Source organism: Streptomyces sp. NPDC088194 (genome assembly GCF_040702025.1).
Classification (GTDB): Bacteria; Actinomycetota; Actinomycetes; order Streptomycetales; family Streptomycetaceae; genus Actinacidiphila.
Genome location: NZ_JBFBIV010000009.1, coordinates 88,678 through 105,026, shown reverse-complemented (window position 1 = coordinate 105,026; position 16,349 = coordinate 88,678). Strand labels below are relative to the sequence as shown.

Below are 16,349 nucleotides of genomic sequence, written 5' to 3'. Positions count from 1 at the left end.
CCCAACGCGCCGCACCGCGCGTTTCATCCTCCCGCAACAAAACCAACGACCAAGGTCGCACATGAGTGCGACCTTGGTCGTAATCACTTCGAGTGATTCGGACGGCTCAGCGGGCTGCCGCGATCTGCCGGGCCATGATCGTCGTGAGCTCGTAGGCGGTGTGGGAAGCGGCGACCGAGGTGATCTCCGCGTGGTCGTAGGCCGGGGCGACCTCCACCACGTCGGCCGACACCAGATGGCAGCCGGACAGGCCGCGCAGGATCTCCAGGAGCTCGCGTGAGGTGAGGCCGCCGGCTTCCGGGGTCCCGGTGCCGGGGGCGTGCGCGGGGTCGAGGACGTCGATGTCCACCGAGATGTACAGCGGCCGGTCGCCGATCCGCTCCCGCAGCTGCTGGGCGACCTCGTCGACGCCGCGGCGCATCACGTCGGCGGAGGTGACGATGCCGAAGCCCATCTTCTCGTCGTCGTCGAGGTCCTTCCTGCCGTACAGCGGGCCGCGGGTTCCGACGTGGGAGAGCGCCGAGGTGTCGAGGATGCCCTCCTCGACCGCGCGGCGGAACGGCGTCCCGTGGGTGTACGCGGCGCCGAAGTACGTGTCCCAGGTGTCGAGGTGCGCGTCGAAGTGGAGCAGGGCCACCGGCCCGTGCCGGCGGGCGACCGCGCGCAGCAGCGGCAGGGCGACGGTGTGGTCGCCGCCGAGCGTCATGAGGCGGGCACCGGTCGCCAGCAGGTCGTCTGCGGCGGTCTGGATGGTCTCGACCGCCTCACCGATGTCGAACGGGTTGGCGGCGATGTCGCCCGCGTCGGCCACCTGGGCAAGCGCGAAGGGGGCGGCGTCCTGCGCCGGGTTGTACGGGCGCAGCAGTCGGGAAGCCTCGCGGATGGCGTTGCCGCCGAAACGCGCGCCGGGGCGGTAGGACACCCCGGTGTCGAAGGGCACGCCGACGACCGCGACGTCCGCACTGCCCACCTCGTCGAGCCGGGGCAGACGGGCGAAGGTCGCGGGGCCCGCGTAGCGCGGGACACGCGAGGAGTCGACGGGGCCGCGCGGCTGGGCGCTGCTCATGTGGCTGCCTCTTCTCGGTGTGGCGGTTCGGTACGGCGCTTCTCGGTACGGCCGGTGCCCGCCGACCCTACGGTCCCCCATCGGCCCCCGAAATGTACGTTTCCTCCAATCGGCGACGGTGATTACGCCTCGGCGTCGATCCGGGGCACGTCGCATACCGGGACGCGGGGGCGGGAGAATGTCTCCATGCCCATGGACCCGCTGCCTGCCACCCCCACCCGCCAGGCCCTCGTCTCGCACCTGATACGCACCCGGATCGCCGGAGACGTCGCGACCACGCGCGAGAACAACCTCGACCACTACCGGGAGCTCGCCGAGGGCAACCGCTACTTCTGGTTCGGGTTGGACCTCGGTGACCGGTGGACCGAGGAGTCGGCGGTGCTGGAGTTGATGGCGGAGCGCTGCGGGGTGGTCGCCGACCCCGAGCACGTGCACGGGCAGGACACCATCGACCCTGAGCTGACCGTCGACGGCCTGGACCGTATGGCGGAGGTGCTGAAGAAGGCGGCGGAGAGCCGCTCAACGGTCCTGCTGGCCAGCGGGCATCCCGCGGGATTGTTCGCGGTGCACAACGTACTTGCCGGGGCCTTGCGGGCGGTCGGCTGCCAGGTGGTCGGACCGGCGGAGAACCTGTACGCGGACGGCGGCGAGATCCGCTACCTCGGCGGTGTCTTCATGCTGCACCGGGGTGGCGGCCTGGTGCACACCCACTCACCGGAACCGATGACCGAGGTGCTCAACGCCCTGGAGCGCGACGGGCGGGGGCTGCCCGACCTGGTGGTGGCCGACCACGGCTGGGCGGGCTGCGCGGGGGCGCGCGGTATCGACACGGTCGGCTTCGCGGACTCCAACGACCCGGCGCTGTTCGTCGGCGAGTCCGAGGGCAGCGTCCTGGTGAGCGTGCCGCTCGACGACAACGTGCAGCCGCACTTCTACGCGCCGATGGCCTCCTACCTGCTGGACGCGGCCGACCTGCGGCGCCGCCCGGCGGCGCCCCGGCCGGGCGGTGGCGGCCGGCACCGCCCGGACCCCCGGACCCGAAGGACCAGAACCCGCAAGACCCGCGACTAGGAACCGGGGACCAGGGAGCGTCGGAGCCCGGACACCGACCCCGATCGCCGCCCCCGCCCCCCTATCGCCGACCGAGGCCCTCTGCGGGGCGCGCCGGCCTCAGTCCCACGGCACCCGGACCAGGCCCTCCTGGATCACCGACACGGCCAGCGCGCCGTCCTGCGTGTAGATGCGCGCGGTGCCCAGCCCGCGTCCGCCCGAGGCGGACGGGCTCTGCTGGTCGTACAGCAGCCACTCGTCGGCGCGGAAGGGGCGGTGGAACCACATGGCGTGGTCGAGGCTGGCGCCCACCACGTCGCCGACCGCCCAGCCGCCGCGCCCGTGCGCGAGGAGCACCGAGTCGAGCAGCGTCATGTCCGACACATAGGTGGCCAGGCAGACGTGCAGCAAGGGGTCGTCGGCGAGCTTGCCACGGGTGCGGAACCACACCTGGGAGCGCGGTTCGCGGCGCACGCCCGCGGTGAGGAAGGGCGGGTCCTCGACATAGCGCAGGTCGACGGCGGCCCGCGCTTCGAGCAGCCGGTCGATGACCGTCGGATCGGGGAACTTGTCGGCGTGGGCCGGCAGCAGTTCGTCGGCGCAGGGGAGCGTCTCGGGGTCGGGCGCCGGCGGCATCGCCTCCTGGTGCTCCAGGCCGTCCTCATGGATCTGGAAGGACGCCGACAGGTGGAAGATCGGCTGGCCGTGCTGGATCGCGACGACCCGCCGGGTGGTGAACGAGCGGCCGTCGCGAATCCGGTCCACCTGGTAGACGATCGGCGCGCCCGGGTCGCCCGGCCGCAGGAAGTACGCGTGCAGGGAGTGTGCGGCGCGCTCCTCGGGCACGGTGCGGCCGGCGGCGACCAGGGCCTGCGCGGCGACCTGCCCGCCGAAGACGCGCGGCACCACGGCCGAGCGGCTGAAGCCGCGGAAGATGTCCTGCTCGATCCGCTCCAGGTCGAGGAGGCCGAGCAGGGACTGCAGGGGTGTCGGTTTCTCGTTCACAGGCCCATCGACTTGGCGATGATCGACTTCATGACCTCACTGGTCCCGCCGTAGATCCGGTTGACCCGGTTGTCCGCGTAGAGGCGGGCGATCGGGTACTCGTTCATGTAACCGTATCCGCCGTGCAGCTGGAGGCAGCGGTCGATGACACGGGCGGCGACCTCGGTGCAGAAGAGCTTGGCCGAGGCGGCGTCGGCGGCGGACAGCTCGCGCCGGTCGTGGGCTTCGAGCGCGCGGTCCACGACGGCCTCGGCGGCGTCGACCTCGGCCTTGCAGGCGGCGAGTTCGAACTTGGTGTTCTGGAACGACGCGACGGTCTTGCCGAAGACGGTGCGGTCCTGGACGTACGCCTGCGCGAAGCGGATCGCGGCCGCGGCCTGGGCGTGGGCGCCGGCCGCGATGGCGAGTCGCTCCTGCGGCAGGTTCTGACCGAGGTAGGAGAAGCCCTTGCCCTCCTCGCCCAGCAGGTCCTCCACCGGCACGCGGACGTCGGTGAAGGACAGCTCCGCGGTGTCGGAGGTCTTCAGGCCGAGCTTGTCCAGCTTGCGGCCGACCGCGTAGCCGTCGGACTTGGTGTCGACGACGAAGAGCGAGATGCCGGCGCGGCGGTCCTCGGGAGTGGGCGGGGCGGTGCGGGCGCAGACGATCACGCGGTCGGCGTGGACGCCGCCGGTGATGAAGGTCTTCGCGCCGTTGAGGACGTAGTGGCTGCGGTCGTCGGCGAGTTTCGCGGTGGTCTTCATGCCGGCCAGGTCGGAGCCGGTGCCGGGCTCGGTCATCGCGATGGCGAACATGGTCTCGCCGCTGACGAAGCCGGGCAACCAGCGCTTCTTCTGCTCCTGGGTGCCGTACGCCATCACGTACGGCAGGCAGAGGCCGACGTGCACGCTGCTGCCGCCGAAGCTGACACCGGCGCGGGCCAGCTCCTCGCCGATCACGGCCTGGAACTTGAAGCTGCGCTCGCCCGCGCCGCCGAACTCCTCGGGCACCTCGATGCCGAACACACCGAGCTCACCGAGCTTGTAGTAGAACTCCCGCGGTACCTGCCCGGCCGCCAGCCACTCGTCGTAGACGGGGACGACCTCGGCCTCGATGAAGGCGCGTATCGTCTCGCGGAACGCCTCGTGGTCCTCGTTGAACACCGTACGACGCACAGCGCGCCTCCCATCCGAGAATTAAGCAAGCGCTCAGAAAGTTACCCGCCGGTCGTCACCGCTGTCCAGGGCAGGGCCGCCGCCGAGGGCGTCCAGCGCGCTGAGCGCGAGGCGGTGCAGAAGAGCGGCCATCCCGGCGCGGTCGGGCAGGCCGGACTGCGCGCCGAGGTGGGGCGTGGAGTTGAGCAGGCCGAACACGGCGTGGACAGCGGCTCGGGCCTCCAGTTCGGTGGCGCCGGGGTACACCCGGCGGACCACCGCCACCCATTCCTCCACATACTGCCGCTGGAGCTGGCGGACGAGTTTGCGGTCGGATTCGCGCAGCCGGTCCAGCTCGCGGTCGTGCAGGGTGATGAGCGGCCGGTCGTCGATGGCGAAGTCGATGTGGCCGCGGATCAGCGCGTCCAGCGTCTCGGCGGGCTCCGTGGTCTCCGCGACCCGCATCCGGCCCGCGGCCAGCAAACGCCCGCTGATCCCGACCAGCAACTCGGCGAGCATCGCGTCCTTCCCGGCGAAGTGCCGGTACAGCCCGGGGCCGCTGATGCCGACCGCGGCCCCTATCTCGTCCACGCCGACTCCGTGGAACCCGCGCTCGGCGAAGAGCCGCGCGGCCTCTCGGAGGATCTGCTCGCGCCGGTTTTCCACAGCCTTGGTCGGACTCATGAAATCGAGTCTAGACAATCCCGTTAGCGAGCGTTAACGTGGAGTCATCAGGTTAACGCTCGCTAACACCCGGGGGGCCGACCCATGGCAGCACCCGCCCTGTCCAGTGCCGCAGATCCGGCATCGGAGGCATTTCGCGCCAACGCGCAGGCGCACACCGCACTCACGGCGACTCTGCGTGACAAGCTTGCCGCCGCGCGGCTCGGCGGCGGGGAGAAGGCGCGCGCACGGCACACCTCCCGGGGAAAACTGCTGCCGCGGGACCGCGTGGACGGACTGCTCGACCCGGGCTCCCCCTTCCTCGAACTGGCTCCGCTCGCCGCCGACGGGATGTACGACGGCCAGGCCCCCGCGGCGGGGGTGATCGCCGGCATCGGCCGGGTCTCGGGCCGCGAGGTCGTGGTGGTGGCCAACGACGCCACCGTCAAGGGCGGCACCTATTACCCGATGACCGTGAAGAAGCACCTGCGGGCCCAGGAGGTCGCGCTCGACAACCGGCTGCCCTGCGTCTACCTGGTGGACTCCGGCGGCGCCTTTCTCCCCCGGCAGGACGAGGTCTTCCCCGACCGCGACCACTTCGGCCGGATCTTCTACAACCAGGCCACCATGTCGGCCCGCGGCATCCCGCAGATCGCCGCGGTGATGGGTTCGTGCACCGCCGGCGGTGCCTATGTCCCGGCGATGAGCGACGAGGCCGTGATCGTGCGGAACCAGGGCACGATCTTCCTCGGCGGCCCGCCCCTGGTGAAGGCCGCCACCGGAGAGGTGGTCACCGCGGAGGAACTCGGCGGCGGCGAGGTGCACTCCCGGACGTCCGGTGTCACCGACCATCTCGCCGAGGACGACGCGCACGCGTTGAGCATCGTCCGCGACATCGTGGCCACCCTGCCGGCCCGGGGCGCGCCGCCGTGGACGGTGCGGCCCGCGGAACCGCCCGCGGTGGACCCGGCGGGGCTGTACGGCGCGGTGCCGGCGGACTCCCGTACGCCGTACGACGTGCGGGAGGTGATCGCCCGGCTGGTCGACGGCAGCCGCTTCGCGGAGTTCAAGGCGGAGTACGGCACCACGCTGGTCACCGGATTCGCCCACCTCCAGGGCCATCCGGTCGGCATCGTGGCGAACAACGGCATCCTGTTCGCCGAATCCGCCCTCAAGGGCGCGCACTTCATCGAACTCTGCGACCAGCGCGGCATCCCACTGCTCTTCCTCCAGAACATCTCGGGCTTCATGGTGGGCCGGCAGTACGAAGCGGGCGGCATCGCCAAACACGGCGCGAAGATGGTGACGGCGGTGGCGTGCGCCCGGGTGCCGAAGCTGACGGTGGTGATCGGCGGCTCCTACGGCGCCGGGAACTACTCCATGTGCGGCCGGGCCTACAGCCCCCGCTTCCTGTGGATGTGGCCCAACGCCAAGATCTCCGTGATGGGCGGCGAGCAGGCCGCCTCGGTGCTGGCGACGGTGAAGCGGGACCAGTTGGCCGCGGCCGGCGAGAAGTGGAGCGAGCAGGCGGAGGAGGAGTTCAAGGCTCCGATCCGCGAACAGTACGAGACCCAGGGCAACGCCTACTACGCGACGGCCCGGCTGTGGGACGACGGGGTGATCGACCCGCTGGAGACCCGCACCGTACTGGGTCTGGCGCTGACCGCCTGTGCCAACGCGCCACTGCCCGAAGCCGATCCGACCGCGCCGGGCTACGGCGTCTTCCGGATGTGAGGGCCAAGATGAGCAGCAACACCACCCCGAGCCGGCCGGCGATGTTCGACACCGTGCTGGTGGCCAACCGGGGAGAGATCGCGGTGCGGGTCATGCGCACCCTGCGGGAGTCAGGAGTGCGGTCGGCGGCCGTGTTCACCGAGGCGGACGCCGGCGCCCGGCATGTGCGGGAGGCCGACACCGCGGTGCGGGTGGACAGTTACCTGTCGGCGTCCGAGCTGGTGCGGGCGGCGGGCGCGGCCGGTGCGCAGGCCGTCCACCCCGGATACGGATTCCTCGCCGAGAACGCGGGCTTCGCCCGGGCCTGCGCACAGGCCGGGCTGGTCTTCATCGGGCCGCCGGCCGACGCGATCGAGCTGATGGGCGACAAGATCCGGGCCAAGCAGACCGTGCAGGCCGCCGGGGTGCCGGTGGTGCCCGGCAGCAGCGGCAGCGGGTTGACCGACGGCGAACTGGCCGAGGCGGCGCGGGAGATCGGCATGCCGGTGCTGCTCAAGCCGTCCGCGGGCGGCGGTGGCAAGGGCATGCGGCTGGTACGGGACACGGCGCGGCTGCCCGAGGAGATCGCGGCGGCCCGCCGGGAGGCGCGCGGTTCGTTCGGGGACGACACGCTGCTGGTGGAGCGGTGGATCGACCGGCCGCGCCATATCGAGATCCAGGTGCTGGCCGACGCGCACGGCAATGTGGTGCACCTCGGCGAGCGGGAGTGCTCGTTGCAGCGCCGGCACCAGAAGGTGATCGAGGAGGCGCCGTCGGTGCTGCTGGACCCGGCCACCCGGGCGGCGATGGGCGAGGCGGCGGTGCAGGCGGCGCGTTCGTGCGGGTACACCGGCGCGGGCACGGTGGAGTTCATCGTGCCCGGCGCGGACCCGGCCGCGTACTACTTCATGGAGATGAACACCCGGCTCCAGGTGGAGCACCCGGTGACGGAGTTGGTGACCGGGCTGGACCTGGTGGAGTGGCAGCTGCGGGTGGCCTGCGGGGAACCGCTGGACTTCGGCCAGGAGGACGTGACGCTGACCGGGCACGCGATCGAGGCGCGGATCTGCGCGGAGACGGCCCGGCCGGGCGACGGCTCGGTGGACTTCCTGCCGTCGGCGGGCACCGTGCTGGAGTTGCGTGACCCGGCCGGGCCCGGGGTGCGGGTGGACTCCGGTCTGGCGGCGGGCACCGAGGTCGGCACCGCCTATGACCCGATGCTCGCCAAGGTGATCGCGCACGGCCCGGACCGGGCGACGGCGCTGCGCAGGCTGCGGGCGGCGCTGGCCGGCACGGTGGTGCTGGGCCTGGAGACGAACACCGGGTTCCTGCGGCGGCTGCTCGCGCATCCGGCCGTGGTGGCGGGCGAGTTGGACACCGGGCTGATCGACCGGGACGCGGCCGGGCTGCTGCCGGACGGGGTGCCGGACGAGGTGTACGAGGCGGCGGCGCTGCTGCGGCAGCGCGAGTTGGCAGCGCCGGCGGAGGACGGCGGGTGGGTCGACCCGTTCTCGGTGCCGAGCGGGTGGCGGCTGGGCGGGGAGCCGGCCTGGACGGTGCACCATCTGCGGGTGCCGGGCCGGGAGCCGGTGCGGGTGGGAGTGCGCGACGGCCGGGTGCGGATCGGCGACGGTCCGCCGGTGCGGGCACGCATCGATGTGACCGGCTCGCGGGTGGTGCTGTACCGCGAGGACAGGGCGTCGGCTTTCGACCGGGCGGGCGAGTGGCTGGGCCGGGACGGCGACAGTTGGCGGGTGCAGTCGTACGACCCGGTGGCGGCGGCGCTGCGGGGTGCGGCGGCGGGCGCCGGGGGTGGTGCGCTGACCGCGCCGATGCCGGGCACGGTCACGGTGGTGAAGGTCGCCAAGGGCGAGCAGGTGGTGGCGGGGCAGAGTCTGCTGGTGGTGGAGGCCATGAAGATGGAGCACGTGATCGCCGCGCCGCATGACGGCACGGTGACGGAGATCGACGTCACCGCGGGCAGCACGGTGGCGATGGACCAGGTGCTGGCGGTGGTGGCGCCGGACGGCGACCCGGACGCTTCGGCCCTCGGCTCCGGGGAGGCGTCATGACGGCCGGCGACGGATCGGCGGTGCGCGGCACCGGGACCGGCGGTGCCGGCAGGACTGACGGGACTGACGGAAGGAGCGGGAGCAGCGGGAGCAGCGGCAGCAGCCCGGAAGCGGGCACGAGCAGCCGCACGGAGGGGCTGCCCGCGGGCCTGCCGATGGCGGTGCCGATGCCGGGACTGCCGGAGTACGTCCGCATCCATGAAGTCGGCGCCCGTGACGGCCTGCAGAACGAGAAGTCGACGGTGCCGACGGAGGTGAAGGCGCGGTTCGTGCACCGGCTGGCGGAAGCGGGGCTGACCACGATCGAGGCGACCAGCTTCGTCCACCCCACGTGGGTGCCGCAGTTGGCGGACGCGGCCGAGCTGATGCCGCTCCTGGCCGACCTGGCCCGGGACCCGGAGCTGCGGCTGCCGGTGCTGGTGCCGAACGCACGGGGGCTGGAGCGGGCGCTGGAGCTGGGGGTGCGGGAGATCGCGGTGTTCGGCAGCGCCACCGAGTCCTTCGCCCGGGCGAACCTGAACCGGACGGTGGCGGAGTCGCTGGCGATGTTCGAGCCGGTGGTGGCGCGGGCCCGGGCCGAGGGAGTACGGGTGCGCGGCTATCTGTCGATGTGCTTCGGCGACCCCTGGGAGGGCCCGGTACCGGTCGGGCAGGTGGCGGGGGTGGCCAGGCGGCTGTACGAGCTGGGCTGCACCGAGTTGAGCCTCGGCGACACCATCGGGGTGGCGACTCCGGGCCATGTGGTGGCGCTGCTGGACGAGTTGACCGCCGGCGGGGTCCCGATCGGACACCTCGCGGTGCACTTCCACGACACCTACGGTCAGGCCCTGTCGAACACGCTGGCCGCACTCCAGCGGGGCGTCGGCGTCGTCGACGCTTCGGCCGGCGGCCTGGGCGGCTGCCCCTACGCCAAGAGCGCCACCGGAAACCTCGCCACCGAAGACCTCGTCTGGATGCTGCACGGACTCGGCATCAGGACCGGGGTCGACCTCGACCGCCTCAGCGCCACAAGCGTCTGGATGGCGGAGCAGTTGGGACGGCCGAGCCCGTCCCGTACCGTCCGCGCCCTCACCCACCGGGAGCCGTAGCCATGTCGATCGACCACCGTCTGTCCGAGGAGCACGAGTCGCTGCGGGCGACCGTGGCGGAGTTCGCCCGCGATGTGATCGCACCGAAGATCGGCGACTTCTACGAGCGGGAGGAGTTCCCGTACGAGATCGTGCGGGAGATGGGGCGGATGGGCCTGTTCGGGCTGCCGTTCCCGGAGGAGTACGGCGGGATGGGCGGGGACTACTTCGCGCTGGGGCTGGTGCTGGAGGAGTTGGCGCGGGTCGACTCGTCGGTGGCGATCACCTTGGAGGCGGGGGTGTCGCTGGGCGCGATGCCGGTGTTCCGGTTCGGCACGGAGGAGCAGAAGCGGACCTGGCTGCCGCGGCTGTGCTCGGGCGAGATGCTGGGTGCTTTCGGGCTGACCGAGCCGGAGTGCGGTTCGGACGCGGGCGGCACCAGGACCACCGCGCGGCTGGACGAGTCGAGCGGCGAGTGGGTGATCAACGGCACGAAGTGCTTCATCACCAACTCCGGGACCGACATCACCGGCCTGGTCACGGTGACCGCGGTGACCGGTCGCAAGGAGGACGGCCGGCCGCGGATCTCCTCGATCATCGTGCCGTCCGGCACCCCGGGGTTCACGGTGTCGAAGAAGTACAGCAAGGTCGGGTGGAACGCCTCGGACACCCGGGAGTTGTCGTTCGCGGACTGCCGGGTGCCGGCGGCGAACCTGCTGGGTGCGGAGGGCCGGGGATACGCCCAGTTCCTGCGGATTCTGGACGAGGGGCGGATCGCGATCTCCGCGCTGGCCACCGGGTTGGCGCAGGGGTGCCTGGACGAGTCACTGGCCTACGCGCGGCAGCGGAAGGCGTTCGGGCGGCCGATCGGCGCCAACCAGGCGATCCAGTTCAAGCTCGCGGACATGGAGATGCGGGCCCACACCGCGCGACTGGCCTGGCGGGACGCGGCGTCGCGGCTGGTGAGCGGGGAGAAGTTCAAGAAGGAGGCGGCGCTGGCGAAGCTCTACAGTTCGGAAATCGCGGTGACCAACGCCCGCGAGGCCACCCAGATCCACGGCGGGTACGGCTTCATGAACGAGTATCCGGTGGCCCGGATGTGGCGGGACGCCAAAATCCTGGAGATCGGCGAGGGCACCAGCGAGGTCCAGCGGATGCTGATCGCAAGGGAGTTGGGATTGTCCGAATAACGCGGCAGAGGTAGCCGGCGAAAGGGGCAGAAGTGCTGGGGTGGGCCCACCGGGGCCGGTGAGTTAGGTTAGGCTAACCTAACTCATCCCCCCAGTGAGAGGTCCACCCATGCGCTCACACCTGCTCAGTGACGCCACGACGGAGCAGTACCGGCGCTCCGTCGCCGAGGGAGTCGAGCGGGTGGCGGCCACCCTGGCCGCGACCGACCGGCCGTTCACCGGCATCAGCCCCGACGCCCTCGCTCCCCGGGTCGACGCCGTCGACCTCGACCAGCCCCTCGGCGACACCGCCGCCGCCCTGGAGGAGCTGGAGTCGGTCTATCTGCGCGACGCCGTCTACTTCCACCATCCCCGTTATCTCGCCCATCTCAACTGCCCGGTGGCGATCCCCGCGATCGCCGCCGAGGCCGTGCTCAGCGCGGTCAACTCCTCGCTGGACACCTGGGATCAGAGCGCCGGCGCCACCTTGATCGAGCGCCGGCTGATCGACTGGACGGCGGCCCGGATCGGCCTCGGCCCGGCCGCCGACGGGGTGTTCACCAGCGGCGGCACCCAGTCCAACCTCCAGGCGCTGCTGCTGGCCCGGGAGGAGGCGGTCGGTCACGGCGCCGATCCGGCCCGGCTGCGCATCCTGACCTCCGAGTGCGGCCACTTCAGCGTCCGCAAGTCCGCGAAGCTCCTCGGCCTGTCCGCGGACGCGGTCATCACGCTGCCCTGCGACCGCGACCGGCGGATGCAACCCGCGGCGCTCGCACGTGAGTTGGAGCAGTGCGCCCGCGACGGGCTGGTCCCGATGGCCGTGGTGGCCACCGCCGGCACCACCGACTTCGGCTCCATCGACCCGCTCCCGGCCCTCGCCGCGCTCTGCTCGCGGCACGGCGTCTGGCTGCATGTGGACGCCGCCTACGGCTGCGGGCTACTCGCCTCCACCACCCGCCGGCACCTGCTCGACGGCATCGAGGCCGCCGACTCCGTGACCGTCGACTATCACAAGTCCTTTTTCCAGCCAGTCAGTTCGAGTGCCGTGCTGGTGCGCGACCGCGGCACGCTGCGGCACGCCACCTACCACTCCGACTACCTCAACCCCCGCCGAGCGGCGGCCGAGCGCATCCCCAACCAGGTGGACAAGTCGCTCCAGACCACCCGCCGTTTCGACGCGCTCAAGCTGTGGATGACGCTGCGGGTGATGGGCGCCGACGGGGTGGGCGCGCTCTTCGACGAGGTGCTGGACCTGGCCGACGCGGCCTGGACGGCGCTGGACGCCGACCCCCGTTTCGAGGTCGTCGTCCGCCCCACGCTGTCCACCCTGGTCTTCCGCTGGCTGCCGTCCGGCATCGCGACCCCGTCCGACATCGACCGCGCCAACCTGCACGCCCGCCAGGCGGTGTCCGCCGCCGGCCAGGCCGTGGTCGCCGCCACGAAGGTCCGCGGCAGCCACTACCTGAAGTTCACCCTGCTCAACCCGAACACCACGCTCGCCGACATCACCGCGGTCCTCGACCTGCTCGCCGGGCACGCCGACCGCCACCTCGCCACCACGACCACGGGAGAGACGCTTGTCCACGCCTCGTGACCCCCGCAACGCCGCAGCCACGGCTACGGAACCGGCCGGCTCCGGCGACGCGCTCGACTTCATCGGCATCGGCCTCGGTCCCTTCAACCTCGGCCTCGCCTGCCTCACCGCCCCGCTCCCCCACCCCCGCGGCGTGTTCCTGGAGAGCAAGCCCGACTTCGACTGGCACTCCGGCATGTTCCTGGAGGGCAGCAGCCTCCAGACCCCGTTCATGTCCGACCTGGTGACCCTCGCCGACCCCACCTCGCCCTTCAGCTTCCTCAACTACCTCAAGCAGTCCGGCCGGTTGTACCCCTTCTACATCCGCGAGAACTTCCACCCGCTGCGCGAGGAGTTCAACGACTACTGCCGGTGGGCCGCCGCCCGCCTGTCCTCGGTGCGCTTCGAACGCACCGTGACCGAGGTGGTCTACGACGAGCGCCACGCGGAATACGAGGTGCGGACGGCGAACGGCGAGACGTACCACGCGCCCCGCCTGGTGCTGGGCACCGGCACCCCGCCCCACCTGCCCTCCGCGGTGGACGGCCTCGGCGGCGACCTCCTGCACAACTCCCGCTACCTGGCGGCGAAACCCGGGCTCCAGGAGAAGCGGAGCATCACCATCGTCGGCAGCGGGCAGAGCGCCGCCGAGATCTATCACGACCTGCTCCAGGACATCGACGCCCTCGACTACCACCTCACCTGGGTGACCCGCTCCCCCCGCTTCTTCCCGCTCGAATACACCAAGCTCACCCTGGAGATGACCTCACCGGAGTACATCGACTACTTCCACGCGCTGCCCGCCCCGGTCCGCGACTCGCTCAACAGCACGCAGAAGAGCCTGTACAAGGGCATCGACTCCGACCTGATCAACGCGATCTTCGACCTGCTCTACGCCAAGAGCCGCCGCGGCAAGGTCCCCACCCGCCTGCTCACCAACACCTCGCTGGACAGCGCCGATCACGATCCGGCCACCGGCACGTACACCCTCGGGCTGCGCCAGCACGAGCAGGACCGCACGCACACCCTCACCACCGAGGGCCTGGTGCTGGCCACCGGCTACCGCTACCAGGTGCCGGACTTCCTCGACCCGGTCCGCGACCGCATCCGCTGGGACGACCAGGGCCGTTACGACGTCAGTCGGGACTACGCGATCGACGTCACCGGCCGCGGCATCTACGTCCAGAACGCCGAGTTGCACACCCACGGCTTCGCCGCCCCCGACCTCGGCATGGCCGCCTACCGCAACTCCCGCATCATCCGCCACCTGCTCGACGGCGAGGAGCCGTACCGGGTGGAAACGGCCATCGCCTTCCAGGAGTTCACCGTATGACCGCCTCCGCCCGCTTCACCTTCCGCCCGGTCGACCCGCCCGCCGACGCCGGCCTGCTGCACACCTGGGTCACCCACCCCAAGGCGTCGTTCTGGCTGATGGCCGACGCGAGCCGGTACGACGTCGAGCGCGCCTACGCGGACATCGCGCAGGCGCCGTACCAGGACGCGTTCATCGGGTCGTCCGACGGCGAACCCGTCTGCCTGCTGGAGCGGTACGACCCCGCGCGGGTGGAACTGCCCGGGCTGTACGACGCCGAGCCCGGCGACGTCGGGATGCACTTCCTGGTCGCGCCGGCCGACCGGCCCGTGCACGGCTTCACCCGGGCGGTCATCGCCGCGGTGATGGGCGAACTGTTCGCCGACCCCTCGGTACGCCGCGTCGTGGTCGAGCCGGACGTCCGCAACACCGCGGTCCACGCGCTCAACAAGACGGTCGGCTTCGAGGTGGTACGCCGGATACGCAAGCCGGAGAAGGAGGCGCTGCTGAGCATCTGCACCCGCGCGGGGTACGAAGCGGCGCTCGACGGGGGGCGGGTGCGATGACGACCTCCGTCCGCTCGGGCCTGGAACCGGCCCTGGACCCGGCCACCGCCCACCTGAACCCGGAACTGTGGGCGCGCGCGACCCGCCACCTGGTCCGCAAGGCGCTCGCGGAGTTCGCGCACGAGAAGCTGCTGACGCCGGCCCGCGACGAGGAGCGCGGCAGCGGGTGGTACACGGTCCGCAGCGACGACGGCGGCACGGCGTACCGTTTCCGCGCCGACCGGCTGGCGCTCGACCACTGGCACCTCGACCCGGCCTCCCTCACCCGGACCCGCGAGAGTGCCCAGAGCCCGGCCGCCCCGGACCCCATCGGCGAGGACATGCCGCTGGACGCGCTCGCCTTCTTCGCGGAGTTCCGCGCCTCCCTCGCACTCGGCGACGACGTCCTGCCGCTGTACCTGGAGGAGATCACCTCCACCCTCGCGTCGCTCGCGTACAAGTACGGCAAGCACACCGGCGACGGCACGACCGCCGGCCCTGGCACCCCTGGCGCGGACGGCACCCGGCACGCACCCGGCGCCCCCGCCACCCCTGCCACTCCCAGCGCCGCCGCCCTCAGCCGCGCCCCCTTCCAGACCGTCGAAGCCGCCATGCTCGAAGGGCACCCCTGCTTCGTGGCCAACAGTGGCCGCATCGGCTTCGGCGCCCACGACCTGGCCGTGTACACCCCGGAGGCCGCCACCCCCGTCCGGCTGACCTGGCTGGCCGCCCACCGCGACCGCGCCCGCTTCAGCGTGGGCGCCGGCCTCAGCTACGACGACCTGATCGCGGGCGAGCTGGACGCCTCCACCCGGGAGCGCTTCGCGCGGACCCTCCGCGACCTCGGCCTCGACCCCGCCGACTACCTCCTGATCCCCGCCCACCCCTGGCAGTGGGAGCACCGCCTCGCCACCACCTTCGCCGGCGAGGTCGCCCAGCGGCACCTCGTCCACCTCGGCCCCGGCGACGACACGCACCTCGCCCAGCAGTCGGTCCGCACCTTCTTCAACGCCGACCACCCCGAACGCCACTACGTGAAGACCGCGCTGTCCGTCCTCAACATGGGGTTCCTGCGCGGCCTGTCCGCCGCGTACATGGCCGGCACCCCCGCGATCAACGACTGGGTCGCCGACCTGGTCGCCGCCGACCCGACCCTGACCGCCGCCCGCTTCTCGATCCTGCGCGAGCGCGCCGCCGTCGGCTACCACCCGCTGCCGTACGAGGCCGCCACCGAGCCGGGCTCGCCGTACCGCAAGATGCTGGCCGCACTGTGGCGGGAGAGCCCGGTGCCCGGGCTGGGCCCGGGGCGGTCGGCGGCGACGATGGCCTCGCTGCTGCACGTCGATCCCGACGGCGGCTCCTTCGCCGCCGCGCTGATCGCCCGCTCCGGCGAGCCGCCCGAGCGCTGGCTGCGCGGCTACCTGGACGCGTACCTGGTGCCGGTCGTGCACTGCATGTACGCCCACCGCCTGGCCTTCATGCCGCACGGCGAGAACGTCATCCTCGTGCTCGACGCCGACGGCCGGGTGGAGCGGGTGGTCTTCAAGGACATCGCCGAGGAGATCGTGGTGATGGACCCGAAGGCGGATCTGCCGCCGGAGGTGCGGCGGGTCCGCGCCGACATCCCGGACGACGAGCAGGCGCTGTGCGTGTTCACGGACGTCTTCGACTGCTTCCTCCGCTTCCTGTCCGCGATCCTGCACACCGGCCGGGTCCTGGACCAGGACGCCTTCTGGCGGACGGTCGCCGAGTGCGTCGCGGACTACCAGCGGGCCCACCCCGAGCTGGCCGGGCGCTTCCGCCGCCACGACCTGTTCGCGCCGAGCTTCGCCCGGTCCTGCCTGAACCGGCTCCAGCTCCGGAACAACCGCAGCATGGTCGACCTCGCCGACCCCTCGGCGGCACTCCAGTTCGTCGGAATACTGGACAATCCGCTCGCCGCTCACCCGTTCGGCCCTCACTAATCGCGCAGGGGTGCCCG

Annotated in this window: 13 protein-coding genes; 9 read left to right on the top strand and 4 right to left on the bottom strand. The window is 71.8% G+C overall.

Annotation, left to right across the window (positions count from 1 at the left end; genetic code table 11):
- Positions 1-106: 106 nt before the first annotated feature.
- Entirely contained in the window at positions 107-1,066 is a 960-nt protein-coding gene (gene speB, locus AB0399_RS07200) for an agmatinase (protein ID WP_328464344.1), read from the bottom strand.
- Positions 1,067-1,252: 186 nt separating this feature from the next.
- Here speB and AB0399_RS07195 point away from each other — a divergent pair, with 186 nt between their 5' ends.
- On the top strand, positions 1,253-2,137 hold the full coding sequence (locus AB0399_RS07195; RefSeq protein ID WP_366410523.1) for a phosphatase: 885 nt from the start codon (positions 1,253-1,255) through the stop codon (positions 2,135-2,137).
- 99 nt (positions 2,138-2,236) lie between these two features.
- On the opposite strand, the gene AB0399_RS07190 is transcribed toward AB0399_RS07195, so the two are convergent.
- From AB0399_RS07190 to AB0399_RS07180, 3 genes are read right to left on the bottom strand one after another with little or no spacing between them, the layout of a single operon-like run.
- On the bottom strand, positions 2,237-3,121 hold the full coding sequence (locus tag AB0399_RS07190) for an acyl-CoA thioesterase II (RefSeq protein ID WP_366410522.1): 885 nt from the start codon (positions 3,119-3,121) through the stop codon (positions 2,237-2,239).
- On the bottom strand, positions 3,118-4,275 hold the full coding sequence (locus tag AB0399_RS07185; RefSeq protein WP_366410521.1) for an acyl-CoA dehydrogenase family protein: 1,158 nt from the start codon (positions 4,273-4,275) through the stop codon (positions 3,118-3,120). The genes AB0399_RS07190 and AB0399_RS07185 overlap by 4 nt, the downstream gene beginning before the upstream one ends.
- Before the next feature lie 33 nt (positions 4,276-4,308).
- On the bottom strand, positions 4,309-4,938 hold the full coding sequence (locus AB0399_RS07180; RefSeq protein WP_328464348.1) for a TetR/AcrR family transcriptional regulator: 630 nt from the start codon (positions 4,936-4,938) through the stop codon (positions 4,309-4,311).
- 84 nt (positions 4,939-5,022) lie between these two features.
- On the opposite strand from AB0399_RS07180, the gene AB0399_RS07175 reads away from it, so the two are divergent.
- The 8 genes from AB0399_RS07175 to AB0399_RS07140 all read left to right on the top strand — a co-directional run bounded on the left by AB0399_RS07175 (position 5,023) and on the right by AB0399_RS07140 (position 16,332).
- Complete coding sequence (locus AB0399_RS07175) at positions 5,023-6,651, top strand: carboxyl transferase domain-containing protein (RefSeq protein ID WP_366410520.1); 1,629 nt, start codon at positions 5,023-5,025, stop codon at positions 6,649-6,651.
- Positions 6,652-6,692: 41 nt separating this feature from the next.
- A complete protein-coding gene (locus tag AB0399_RS07170) occupies positions 6,693-8,702 on the top strand; it encodes a biotin carboxylase N-terminal domain-containing protein (RefSeq protein WP_366410545.1) in 2,010 nt (669 codons plus the stop codon).
- A 155-nt stretch (positions 8,703-8,857) separates the two neighbouring features.
- Positions 8,858-9,790, top strand: a complete 933-nt coding sequence (locus AB0399_RS07165; protein ID WP_329374287.1) for a hydroxymethylglutaryl-CoA lyase — start codon at positions 8,858-8,860, stop codon at positions 9,788-9,790.
- A gap of 2 nt (positions 9,791-9,792) precedes the next feature.
- On the top strand, positions 9,793-10,959 hold the full coding sequence (locus AB0399_RS07160; RefSeq protein WP_328464351.1) for an acyl-CoA dehydrogenase family protein: 1,167 nt from the start codon (positions 9,793-9,795) through the stop codon (positions 10,957-10,959).
- 109 nt (positions 10,960-11,068) lie between these two features.
- On the top strand, positions 11,069-12,532 hold the full coding sequence (locus AB0399_RS07155) for an aspartate aminotransferase family protein (protein WP_366410519.1): 1,464 nt from the start codon (positions 11,069-11,071) through the stop codon (positions 12,530-12,532).
- Complete coding sequence (locus AB0399_RS07150; protein WP_366410518.1) at positions 12,516-13,844, top strand: lysine N(6)-hydroxylase/L-ornithine N(5)-oxygenase family protein; 1,329 nt, start codon at positions 12,516-12,518, stop codon at positions 13,842-13,844. Before AB0399_RS07155 ends, AB0399_RS07150 begins: the two co-directional genes overlap by 17 nt.
- The gene (locus AB0399_RS07145; RefSeq protein ID WP_366410517.1) at positions 13,841-14,389 is read left to right on the top strand and encodes a GNAT family N-acetyltransferase; all 549 of its coding nucleotides are present in this window, start codon (positions 13,841-13,843) and stop codon (positions 14,387-14,389) included. Before AB0399_RS07150 ends, AB0399_RS07145 begins: the two co-directional genes overlap by 4 nt.
- Positions 14,386-16,332: an IucA/IucC family siderophore biosynthesis protein gene (locus AB0399_RS07140; protein ID WP_366410516.1), complete on the top strand. Its 1,947-nt coding sequence runs from the start codon at positions 14,386-14,388 to the stop codon at positions 16,330-16,332. The genes AB0399_RS07145 and AB0399_RS07140 overlap by 4 nt, the downstream gene beginning before the upstream one ends.
- The last annotated feature ends 17 nt before the right edge of the window (positions 16,333-16,349 follow it).

Coding starts and splice junctions, on each gene's coding strand:
- speB (WP_328464344.1), bottom strand. CDS start 1,066: ATGAGCAGCGCCCAGCCGCGCGGCCCCGTCGACTCCTCGCGTGTCCCG.
- AB0399_RS07195 (WP_366410523.1), top strand. CDS start 1,253: ATGCCCATGGACCCGCTGCCTGCCACCCCCACCCGCCAGGCCCTCGTC.
- AB0399_RS07180 (WP_328464348.1), bottom strand. CDS start 4,938: ATGAGTCCGACCAAGGCTGTGGAAAACCGGCGCGAGCAGATCCTCCGA.
- AB0399_RS07175 (WP_366410520.1), top strand. CDS start 5,023: ATGGCAGCACCCGCCCTGTCCAGTGCCGCAGATCCGGCATCGGAGGCA.
- AB0399_RS07170 (WP_366410545.1), top strand. CDS start 6,693: ATGTTCGACACCGTGCTGGTGGCCAACCGGGGAGAGATCGCGGTGCGG.
- AB0399_RS07165 (WP_329374287.1), top strand. CDS start 8,858: ATGGCGGTGCCGATGCCGGGACTGCCGGAGTACGTCCGCATCCATGAA.
- AB0399_RS07160 (WP_328464351.1), top strand. CDS start 9,793: ATGTCGATCGACCACCGTCTGTCCGAGGAGCACGAGTCGCTGCGGGCG.
- AB0399_RS07155 (WP_366410519.1), top strand. CDS start 11,069: ATGCGCTCACACCTGCTCAGTGACGCCACGACGGAGCAGTACCGGCGC.
- AB0399_RS07145 (WP_366410517.1), top strand. CDS start 13,841: ATGACCGCCTCCGCCCGCTTCACCTTCCGCCCGGTCGACCCGCCCGCC.
- AB0399_RS07140 (WP_366410516.1), top strand. CDS start 14,386: ATGACGACCTCCGTCCGCTCGGGCCTGGAACCGGCCCTGGACCCGGCC.